This is a genomic window from Streptomyces sparsus, assembly GCF_054776295.1.
On record NZ_BAAHCA010000566.1, the window covers coordinates 1 to 3,251 of the forward strand.

Consider the following 3,251-nt stretch of genomic DNA (forward strand, 5'->3'; position numbering starts at 1 on the left):
CCGCGACGCCGGGCAGCCAGCGGCGCTGCTGGTCCGGACTGCCGGAGAGCAGCAGGGGCCCGGCCCCGAGCCCCTGGAGGGCGAGTGCCGTCTCGGCTTCGGTGCAGCCGTGGGCCAGGGACTCCCGCAGCAGGCACAGGTCAAGCGCGCGGGCGGGGAAGAGGCGCCGCAGCAGGCCGAGCTCACCGAGGGCGGCGAGCAGCGGGCGGTTGACGGCCCCCGGGGCGCCGCCTTCGGCGAGCGGGCGCAGGCGTTCGGCGGCCAGCGCTCTCAGTTCGGCGCACCAGGCGACCTGTTCCGGTGTCAGGGCGAACGCGGGCATCCACCCACCTCCACTATCGCGGCCCGTTGACTGTCGTCACCATCACGCTACGCTCATCAGCACATCGGCACGCCCGGAACCACCCTTCTCGGTACCGCCGCAAGGGGAGAACCCGCCATGCAGCTCAGCCCCTCCGCCCACGTGGACTCCTTCACCCGCGATCACCTCCCGCCGCCCGAGCAGTGGCCGCGGCTGCTGCTGAACGAGCCGTGGCTGCGCCGCCCGGACCGGCTGAACTGCGGGGCGGAGCTGCTGGACGGCACGGCGGACCGGTTGGGCGGGGAGCGCATCGCCGTGCTCGACGGGGACGGCGACGCCTGGTCGTACGCGGAACTGCGGGAGCGGGTGGACCGCATCGCGTGGGTGCTCACCGAGGACCTCGGCGTGCTGCCGGGCAACCGGGTACTGCTGCGCGGACCCAACTCGCCTCATCTGGCAGCGTGTTGGCTGGCGGTGATGAAGGCCGGAGCGGTGGCGGTCACGGTGCTCGCCGCTCAGCGGCGCGCCGAACTGCGCACGGTGTGCGAACTGGCGAAGGTCGGGCACGCGCTCTGCGACAGCCGCTCCCTCACCGACCTGGTCGACGCGGAGGTGGCCGGCCTGCGGGTGACCGCCTTCGGCGGTGAGGGGCCGGGAGACCTGCTGCGTCTGGCCGCCGACAAGCCGGCCCGGTTCACCACGGTCGCCACCGCGGCGGACGACGTGGCGCTGATCGCCTTCACCTCCGGGACCACCGGGCGTCCCAAGGGCTGCATGCACTTCCACCGGGACGTGCTGGCCATCGCCGACACCTTCGCCGCCAGGGTGCTGCGCGCCACCGCCGAGGACGTGTTCGCCGGCAGCCCGCCGCTCGGCTTCACCTTCGGCCTGGGCGGGCTGGTGGTCTTCCCGCTCCGGGTCGGGGCCCGCACGGTACTGGCCCAGTGGGACGGCCCGCAGGGGCTGCTGGACGCCGTGCAGCGGCACCGGGTCTCGGTGCTGTTCACCGCGCCCACCGCCTACCGCGCGATGCTGGACCGGCTGCCGGGTCCGGACGTGTCCTCCCTGCGGCGCTGCGTCTCCGCCGGCGAGAACCTGCCCGCCGCGACCTGGCACGACTGGCGGGAGCGCACCGGGCTGCGGCTGATCAACGGCATCGGCGCCACGGAGATGCTGCACATCTTCATCTCCGCCGCCGACGAGGCGGCCCGTCCGGGAACCACCGGAGTACCGGTGCCGGGCTTCGAGGCACGCGTGCTCTCCCCGGACGGCGTCGAACTGCCGGACGGTGAACCGGGCCGGCTCGCGGTGCGCGGCCCGCTCGGCTGCCGCTATCTCGCCGACCGGCGGCAGCAGGAGTACGTCGTCGACGGCTGGAACCTCACCGGTGACACCTATGTGCGGGAGCCGGACGGCTACTTCCGCTACGTGGCACGGGCCGACGACATGATCGTGTCGGCCGGGCACAACATCGCCGGGCCCGAGGTGGAGGAGGTGCTGCTGCGGCACCCGGACGTGCTGGAGGCCGCGGTGGTGGGGCGCCCGGACCCGCGGCGCGGCCAACGGGTCGTGGCCCACGTGGTGCTGCGCGACGGGGTCGCTCCCGGGCCGGAGGCGACCGACCGGCTGCGGGAGTTCACCCTCGCCGAACTCTCCTACTTCAAGTGCCCGCGGGAGTTCGTGTTCGCCGAGTCCCTGCCGCGGACCCCGACCGGCAAACTGCAGCGGTTCCGGCTGCGGGACGCGCCCTAGAGTGATCACGTGGCAGAGCAGCAGAGTCCCGGGTCCCTCATCGTCACCTTCTACGGCGCTCACGGCCGCTCCCTGACCGCGGACGGACGGGTGCCGGTGGCCGCGCTGATCCGGCTGCTCGGAGCGGTGGGGGTGGAACCGCCCGCGGTGCGGTCGGCCGTCTCGCGGCTCAAACGCCGCGGCCTGCTCACCGTGCGCCGGTCCGGCAGCCGGGGCTCGGACTACGCGCCGTCCGACGCCGCCCGGCAGTTGCTGGAGGACGGCGACCGGCGCATCTACCAGCACGCCCGCCACGACGGGCAGTGGCTGCTCGCCGTGTTCTCGGTGCCGGAGAGCGAACGCAGCCGGAGGCACGTGCTGCGCTCCCGGCTGGCCCGGCTCGGCTTCGGCAACGCCGCGCCAGGCGTGTGGGTGGCTCCCGCGCACCTGGAGGCGGAGACCCGGCACACCCTGGAGCGGCTGGAGTTGAGCGAGTACGTCGTGCTCTTCCGGGGGGTGCACGCCGGCTTCGAGCCGACTCCGGACGCGGTGGCCCGCTGGTGGGACCTGTCCGCGCTGGCGGACCTGCACCGGGAGTTCCTCGCCGTGCACGAACCGGTGCTGGACGCCTGGGCCCGGCGTCGCCGGCTGCCGGAGGAGCAGGCCTACCGGGACCACCTGCTCGCCCTGGACGCCTGGCGGCGGCTGCCCTACGCCGACCCGGGCCTGCCCGCTTCACTGCTGCCCGACGACTGGCCGGGCGAGCGGTCGGCCGGCGTCTTCACCGCCCTGCACGAACGGCTCGGCCCGGCGGCGTCCCGCTACGCGGCCGCCCAGCTGGAGGCCGTTCGCGGCCGTACCCTGGAGGCATGACGGGCCCGTCGAGCGGTTCTCCCGACGGCAGGACGCGACGCTCCTACGAGCGGCGGCGCCGGCGGTACTTCGTGCTGATGGGCGTGTGCCTGGTCCTGTTCGTGAGCGCCTGGGCGTTCGTGCGGCTGGTGTCGGTGCCCCTGGCGGTCGCCATGTGCGCGGTCGCCGCGCTGATCCCCCCGGTCGCGGCCGTGGTGGCGAACCGCCGGGGCCCCGACAACCCGTGGTGGGACGAGGAGCGGTCTTCGTGATGTGGGCGACAGCTTTCGTGACGGCGGCGGCAGGGGCGGCCTTCGCGGCGTGGGCGGCGGCCTGCGGTGGGGGCGGTGGCGTCCCGGGGGCGGGT

4 protein-coding genes are annotated in these 3,251 nt (G+C 74.5%); 3 read left to right on the top strand and 1 reads right to left on the bottom strand.

The window, feature by feature from the left end; genetic code table 11:
• Window positions 1–322: acyl-CoA dehydrogenase family protein (locus tag ACYVE9_RS20255; RefSeq protein ID WP_461029310.1), on the bottom strand; the 322-nt coding region annotated here is incomplete at its 3' end.
• A 117-nt stretch (window positions 323–439) separates the two neighbouring features.
• Between ACYVE9_RS20255 and ACYVE9_RS20260 the strand changes: the two genes are divergently transcribed.
• The 3 genes from ACYVE9_RS20260 to ACYVE9_RS20270 are packed head-to-tail and all read left to right on the top strand — an operon-like array spanning window position 440 to window position 3,156.
• Window positions 440–2,053 carry an AMP-binding protein gene (locus tag ACYVE9_RS20260; RefSeq protein ID WP_461029311.1) on the top strand — a complete coding sequence of 538 codons (1,614 nt, stop codon included), beginning with the start codon at window positions 440–442 and terminating at the stop codon, window positions 2,051–2,053.
• Between the two features lie 9 nt (window positions 2,054–2,062).
• Window positions 2,063–2,905 (top strand): PaaX family transcriptional regulator, encoded by an 843-nt coding sequence (locus tag ACYVE9_RS20265; protein WP_461029312.1) that lies wholly within the window; start codon window positions 2,063–2,065, stop codon window positions 2,903–2,905.
• A complete protein-coding gene (locus ACYVE9_RS20270) occupies window positions 2,902–3,156 on the top strand; it encodes a DUF3099 domain-containing protein (RefSeq protein WP_461029313.1) in 255 nt (84 codons plus the stop codon). The genes ACYVE9_RS20265 and ACYVE9_RS20270 overlap by 4 nt, the downstream gene beginning before the upstream one ends.
• The last annotated feature ends 95 nt before the right edge of the window (window positions 3,157–3,251 follow it).

Bases quoted from the DNA above. Each gene is read 5' to 3' on its own strand.
- ACYVE9_RS20270 (WP_461029313.1), top strand. From the start codon at position 2,902: ATGACGGGCCCGTCGAGCGGTTCTCCCGACGGCAGGACGCGACGCTCC.
- ACYVE9_RS20260 (WP_461029311.1), top strand. From the start codon at position 440: ATGCAGCTCAGCCCCTCCGCCCACGTGGACTCCTTCACCCGCGATCAC.